General features: G+C 34.7%; 7 protein-coding genes. 5 read left to right on the top strand and 2 right to left on the bottom strand.

The features are described from left to right. Positions 1-217 (bottom strand): transposase zinc-binding domain-containing protein (locus BM183_RS05540; protein WP_170847898.1); only part of this gene is annotated, 217 nt, incomplete at its 3' end. A gap of 324 nt (positions 218-541) precedes the next feature. Between BM183_RS05540 and BM183_RS05535 the strand changes: the two genes are divergently transcribed. Further along, positions 542-1018, top strand: a complete 477-nt coding sequence (locus BM183_RS05535) for an RNA polymerase sigma factor (protein WP_330392334.1) — start codon at positions 542-544, stop codon at positions 1016-1018. After that, positions 1011-1979: a DUF4825 domain-containing protein gene (locus tag BM183_RS05530; RefSeq protein ID WP_091685090.1), complete on the top strand. Its 969-nt coding sequence runs from the start codon at positions 1011-1013 to the stop codon at positions 1977-1979. Before BM183_RS05535 ends, BM183_RS05530 begins: the two co-directional genes overlap by 8 nt. Before the next feature lie 398 nt (positions 1980-2377). Here BM183_RS05530 and ymfI read toward each other — a convergent pair whose 3' ends face one another. Then, positions 2378-3109 (bottom strand): elongation factor P 5-aminopentanone reductase, encoded by a 732-nt coding sequence (gene ymfI / locus BM183_RS05525; protein ID WP_091685088.1) that lies wholly within the window; start codon positions 3107-3109, stop codon positions 2378-2380. Positions 3110-3519: 410 nt separating this feature from the next. On the opposite strand from ymfI, the gene BM183_RS05520 reads away from it, so the two are divergent. From BM183_RS05520 to BM183_RS05510, 3 genes are all read left to right on the top strand, one after another. Beyond that, positions 3520-3948 carry a hypothetical protein gene (locus BM183_RS05520; RefSeq protein WP_091685086.1) on the top strand — a complete coding sequence of 143 codons (429 nt, stop codon included), beginning with the start codon at positions 3520-3522 and terminating at the stop codon, positions 3946-3948. 199 nt (positions 3949-4147) lie between these two features. Beyond that, positions 4148-5020, top strand: a complete 873-nt coding sequence (locus BM183_RS05515; protein WP_091685084.1) for a YitT family protein — start codon at positions 4148-4150, stop codon at positions 5018-5020. A gap of 197 nt (positions 5021-5217) precedes the next feature. Beyond that, the gene (locus tag BM183_RS05510; RefSeq protein ID WP_091685082.1) at positions 5218-6330 is read left to right on the top strand and encodes an ABC transporter ATP-binding protein; all 1113 of its coding nucleotides are present in this window, start codon (positions 5218-5220) and stop codon (positions 6328-6330) included. Positions 6331-6408: the final 78 nt, after the last annotated feature.

Genomic DNA, 6408 nt, shown 5'->3' with positions numbered 1-6408 from the left:
TGTACATGTTACCGCAGGAAGGGCAGAAACGGCTTTTGCAAGTATAAGGAACAAACCTAAGTTTACCACACTCAGGGCAGCCCCAAAAAGCACCGCCGTGAGCAGAATCACCACAGTTAAGCATACGATTAATGTTATCAATGACTGTATCACGAGGGTGTAAAATATATAGCGTTTCTTCATAATGGTCTCTCAAAATATCTTTTAATATACTCATAAGACTATTATGAAGCAAAGTAACAAAAAAGAAAACCCCTTCCCCTCATGAATGAGGGGTCAGGGGAGTTGAGAGTGTCGAAGACACTTTGTTCTAAAAGGTTTACGCAATGTTTTTCCAGTGTTAAAATGGGAAAAGTTAAGATAGGAAACTAATGCATCAATTAAACATCGGAAGACTTAGTGCAGCCATTAATAAGAGTACTTGAATAAATACTATAAATAAAATTAAATAAATAATTTTAAATAAAACTGTAACGAATTCATGTTTCAGGCAATTAATAGATAGATTCAGCAGAAAGGAGGAAATCGTATAGTGGACTCCATGGAGCAAATATATAAGGAGCATGCAAAAACGGTTTATCGTTATTTATTATCACTGACTCATAACGAAGATTTGGCCGAAGAAATTACCCAGGAGACATTTTATCAAGCGGTACGATGCGCCGGTAAATATGATGGGAGCTGTAAAATATCTACATGGCTTTGTGCAATAGCCAAGAATTCATGGCTGGCCTGGATGAAAAAGAATAAGGAGATAGTGATTTCTGATGACAAAATAGAAGAAGATACCGTGTGTTCTGCGGAGGATATGGTAATTTCAGATATAAGCAAAGTGGAGTTAATGCGAAAACTCCATCAGTTAAAGGAACCATTGCGGGAAGTGATATATTTAAGGTTAGCAGGGGATTTATCATTTCGAGAAATTGGGGATATTATGGGAATGTCAGAAAATTGGGCAAGAGTCAACTATTTCAGAGGAAAAGAAAAACTGTTGAAGGAGGTAAAGAAAGATGAGTGAAGGTTTAAAATGTGAAATTGTAAAGGATTTGCTGCCATCTTATATAGAAAAACTAACAAATGATGTAACCAATGAAGCGGTGGAATCTCATATGAAAGAATGTAAGGAATGCAAGCAGTTATTGGAGGATATGAAGCAGGGTGAAGTGAAAATTAATGAGGAAGATAAGAAGGAGATAAATTATCTTAAAAAGGTAAAACATCGTACATGGTATGTTGCAGGAATCGGAGTATTGATAACGGCTGTTGTTGTAATGTGCTTATTTGTTTGGAGAGTATTTGAACATGGCTTTACTGTGTCTCCCGCTTCGACCCAGTACAATGTGAAGCTGGAAGATAATGTACTGACATTCAGCGGAGAAATACTGGAGCCTTCCATGGCATATACTCGTGCAACTTTTGATGAACAGGATGGTGAAATAAGAATTTCTGTTTATGAGGCGCCTTCCTCAATTTTAAATAGTAGTAATAAGTTTACAGCAAGTTACCGTTTAAAAGGGAAGGTAGATACGGTTTACTTTGAAGATTTAATTGTATATAAAGGGGAGCCTGTCTCTAAAAAGGTGGCAGAAGTTTATAATACAAAACATAAATATATTGGTGAGATGCCTGCTAATTCAAAAGTTGCTGGAGCTTTGGGCATCCATGGGGAATTGGGAAATTATTTGAACTCCCTGCAGACAACAACAGAACCTTATGGTTGGACCCTGGAGTTTCAAGAGCCGGTAGAAGCTTACAAAGAACAAATTTTTAATGAAAGAATGAAAGCATATGCATGTGTTTTGCTGGCTATGATTGATAATCTGAATACGGTATCATGGACTTATGAATGTAATGGTACCTTAGTAACGCAAAATATTTCCACAAAGGAGGCTTCTGAGTACGCAGGTCAAAATGTTAAAGAAGCTTCAATGGATATAGTTCAGTTACAGAATCTAATGAGGACATTGGATTTATTCTAAAGATAGTAGTTTAAATAAACAATGAAAGAAGGAAGTGTATGTAATAAAAATATTAATATATTATGTTCGATATATTATTTTATGTAAACTTCCTTTGATTTATTGATTTTGAACGGGTGGAACTGTTTATTATATCGTGTAATTTTTAGGTGTATTTTAGATTCAGATTTAAGTTATAACTACAATATACAAGAATTCCGAAACGTTGTTTAAAGGTAGGGTTTCAGCATTTACTTTTATAATGGTTGTTAGGGTGTGTGATTATAAAATCACACACCCTAACAATTTTAAAGGATTCTTATATCTAATCTATTTTTTTAATAACAGGTATCCGTAAGATAAACAGGTAATAGGCTTAATTTTCATCAAATTATATATTCTTATAAGCTGATGAAAAATTATATCCATCCCCCATCTAAGGAAATAATCTGACCTGTTAAATATTCATTTCCATGTGTAAGTTGATAAACCAATTCACCTACTTCTTCGGATGTACCAAAACGATTGGCTGGTATTTCTTCAACTAAAGAATCTTTATCCTCAGCACTTAAGAATCCATTCATTTCAGTGTCAATAACACCACATGCTATGGCATTTACCTGAATATTACTTGGTGCTAATTCTTTTGCTAAGGCTTTTGTAAAGGCATGGATACCTCCTTTGGATGCAGAATAGGCCACTTCACAGGAAGCGCCAGCCAAGCCCCATACGGAAGATATATTGATTATTTTTCCGGATTTGCGTGAAATCATAAGGGGGGCTGCCAGCCTACAGCAATTAAATACGGAAGTTAAATTGGTATCAATAACCTTATGCCAGTCGCTGGGAGTCATTTCGGTAAAAAGGCCTATATAGGAAATGCCTGCGTTATTCACTAATACATCTAAATGGCCAAATGTATTTGAAACCTGCTGAAATAATTGGGCTGCAACATCATAATTACTAATATCACCAAGAAAGGATAGACAGGGAACCTGATATCTTTCGATTTCTTTTTTTGCAGCCAGTAATTCTTCCTCTCGATGTGCACAATTTATAATAACAGAATAGCCTTCCTTTGCATATTTTATTGCGATGGCTTTTCCAATTCCCCTGGAGGAACCAGTAACTAATATGGTTTTATTTTGCATAACAACCTCGATTCTGGCACGGTAGCGCCTTTTTTAACAGGTAGAACTTTGTAAGTCAGCTTGTAAATTCCTCAATCCGTTTTCATTATATCATATCAAGGAATGAATTGAAAATATCCATTATTAGAGATTATTTCAGTTATTATCAACCTCAAGCCAGCAGCACTTTTTTAATAATAGAATAGCTTAATAGTCACCGGGCACCCGTATTCCATTGTCCCTAAAAGCTTTTATTGCTTCAATAGCCATACTGTCATTGGCAAATAACAAGTAAAAATATTTGATTGAATAAATAAAATGAAAAGCAATGAAATATGCTGACTAGGCCTGTCAGACCTGATGTTCAGGCTTGTCAGACATAGGAATTTCTGTTATACTATAGGGTACGTTGGAAAAGAAAGGATTCAAATATGCATAAGAAAAAAGTCGGAATTATTATAAGTTTTATAGTAATCCTGTTCGTTGTTTTTAAAGTAGGAATTGAAGTTGGTGCTGCTACTTCAGAGCCGGGTTCTGCAGGTGATCCCTTAATTACAAAAAGTTATTTAGATAAAAGATTAGGGGAATCTTCAGGCGCGGGAAGCGGAGGCTATAAAAAAGTAACAGTTAAGAAAAACGAAACCCTGACAGCTGGTGAGGGATCTGAACTTATACTTTATTCTGGTAATGCAACAGTGAAAGGTCAGGGTGGGTTAATTAACTTATCCAGCGGGGAACTTTTTAAAAATGGTAATACGGTGGTAAAATATAATATATTTTTATCTCCGGACTCAAATTGCGGCATAAAGGCTACTACAACAGTTACACTATATATAAAGGGTAATTATAAAATAAGGTAACTATAGATGAAATAATTAATTAATTAATTAATGTTATAGAACAAAATCAGAAAACGACTATAGTAATCCGGTAAATATATTGAGTTCAAATAGGAATGATAAGTAATATACTTCGTTTCAATTCTTAAAAATGATAAGTGTCTTGTATAAAAATTAATCTTGTAATGGAATAAATACTCTGGAGAAAAGGGACTTGCACATGGAAAAATATTTGATGAAATCAAAAGCAATGCATTATGTTTTTGTTATAATAGGTACTATATTAATGGCGGTATCCATTAACTTAGTATATGAACCTCTGGGGATGGTAACAGGAGGTATTACCGGCCTTGCAATTGTTATTAAGGAACTTACCGGATTTATTATTAAAGGCGGGATACCTCTATGGGTTACAAACATTATTCTAAATATACCTTTAATTATATGTGCCGTTTATATACTTGGTAAGAAGCTTTTATTGCATACCTTATTTGCAACATTGTGTTTATCGGCAGCGTTAGCATTAGTTCCGTCTGTTAATATATTGCCGGAGGATTACCTATTAGCTGCTGTGTTTGGCGGGGCACTTGGGGGCGTGGGTTTAGGAATGATATTTGTTGCTTCTGCTTCTACCGGCGGAACAGATCTATTGGCTATGTTGATCCACAGATTTAAACCCTACTACTCCATTCCACGGATTTTAATTGTTATCGATGGTTTTGTTGTAGCGGTTGGTGCCATGGTATTTGGTATTTCTAAAACTTTGTATGCTATTATTGCTGTTTATATCACAACGAAAGTGTCGGATGGAATTCTGGAAGGTTTGAAATTTGCAAAAATGGCTTATGTAATTTCCGATTCCTATGATGAAATTGCCAAAGCCATTATGGAAAAATTAGAGCGTGGAGTTACCGGTGTTTATGCAAAAGGAATGTACTCCGATAAAGATAAGAAAATGCTGTTTTGTGTCGTATCAAAAAAAGAAATTGTAGATCTTACGGAGCTAGTCTCAGAAATTGACCCAAAAGCATTTATTATAGTAAGCGATGTAAGAGAAGTAATGGGAGAGGGTTTTATTGAATATAAACAGTAAATTTCAATTTTTTTATGCGAAAGATAGGTAAAAACCCTATTATTGGAAAAGTGTATACAAATTAGACAAAAGGCCGGATTTTTATTTGTAAAAATGGGATATGGCATTCAAAGTACTATTAGTGTATGATTAGTAATATAGTAATAGTACAAGACAAAATACTGAAAAAGACGAACCAATTTAGGGAGGAAATTATAATGGCAAGTTTATCTTTAAAGAACATTAACAAAACATATCCCAATGGCTTTGTTGCCGTAAAGGATTTTAACCTTGAGATTGCCGACAAAGAATTTATCATTTTTGTAGGACCATCAGGCTGTGGTAAATCTACTACACTTCGTATGATTGCCGGATTAGAAGAAATTACTGCTGGTGAATTATACATCGGGGATAAATTAGTTAATGATGTTGAACCAAAGGATAGAGATATTGCAATGGTTTTCCAGAACTATGCATTGTATCCTCATATGTCAGTTTACGATAATATGGCATTTGGATTAAAACTAAGAAAAACTCCCAAGGATCAAATTGATAAGTTAGTTCATGAAGCTGCTAAAATCCTTGATATTGAACATTTATTAGATCGTAAACCAAAGGCTTTATCCGGCGGACAAAGACAACGTGTTGCCATGGGTCGTGCTATTGTTCGTAACCCTAAGGTTTTCCTTATGGACGAACCTTTATCAAACTTGGATGCAAAATTAAGAGTTCAGATGCGTATTGAAATTTCTAAATTACATCAAAGATTACAAACAACAATAATCTATGTTACCCATGACCAGACAGAGGCTATGACTCTGGGTACAAGAATTGTTGTTATGAAAGATGGTTTAATCCAGCAGGTAGATACACCTCAGAACTTATATAACAGTCCAAATAACTTATTCGTAGCTGGATTCATTGGATCACCTCAGATGAACATGATTGAATCTAAGGTTGTAAAATCCGGTTCCGATGTTGTATTACAATTTGGTTCTAATTCCATTAAGTTACCGGAAGCAAAAGCGAAGAAGTTATTAGACGGCGGATATGAGAATAAGGAAGTTATTCTTGGTGTACGTCCGGAAGATGTTCATGACGAAGAAGTATTCATCAATAATTCCAAAGACAGTATTATAGAAGCTACTGTAAAAGTATATGAATTATTAGGTGCTGAAGTTTATTTATACTTTACTGTTGATCAGTTTGATATAACTGCACGTGTAAATCCACGTACAACAGCAAGACCTGGTGATACTATTAAAGTGGCATTTGATTTAGGAAAAGTTCACATTTTTGACAAAGATACTGAACAAGTAATAACACACTAATAGAATATAAAGAATAAAAAAGACAAAAAACTGTAACGTGGGGGGACAGTTCTTTGTCTTTTTTTAAGGATTTTTATT

Source organism: Anaerocolumna aminovalerica (assembly GCF_900115365.1).
GTDB classification, from domain to species: Bacteria; Bacillota; Clostridia; order Lachnospirales; family Lachnospiraceae; genus Anaerocolumna; species Anaerocolumna aminovalerica.
The sequence above is the reverse complement of the archived record's forward strand: the minus strand, read 5'-3'. Positions and strand labels throughout refer to the sequence as shown.

What these genes read in the sequence shown, in the direction of transcription:
- BM183_RS05535 (WP_330392334.1), top strand. Translation starts at nt 542, where the DNA reads ATGGAGCAAATATATAAGGAGCATGCAAAAACGGTTTATCGTTATTTA.
- BM183_RS05530 (WP_091685090.1), top strand. Translation starts at nt 1,011, where the DNA reads ATGAGTGAAGGTTTAAAATGTGAAATTGTAAAGGATTTGCTGCCATCT.
- ymfI (WP_091685088.1), bottom strand. Translation starts at nt 3,109, where the DNA reads ATGCAAAATAAAACCATATTAGTTACTGGTTCCTCCAGGGGAATTGGA.
- BM183_RS05520 (WP_091685086.1), top strand. Translation starts at nt 3,520, where the DNA reads ATGCATAAGAAAAAAGTCGGAATTATTATAAGTTTTATAGTAATCCTG.
- BM183_RS05515 (WP_091685084.1), top strand. Translation starts at nt 4,148, where the DNA reads ATGGAAAAATATTTGATGAAATCAAAAGCAATGCATTATGTTTTTGTT.
- BM183_RS05510 (WP_091685082.1), top strand. Translation starts at nt 5,218, where the DNA reads ATGGCAAGTTTATCTTTAAAGAACATTAACAAAACATATCCCAATGGC.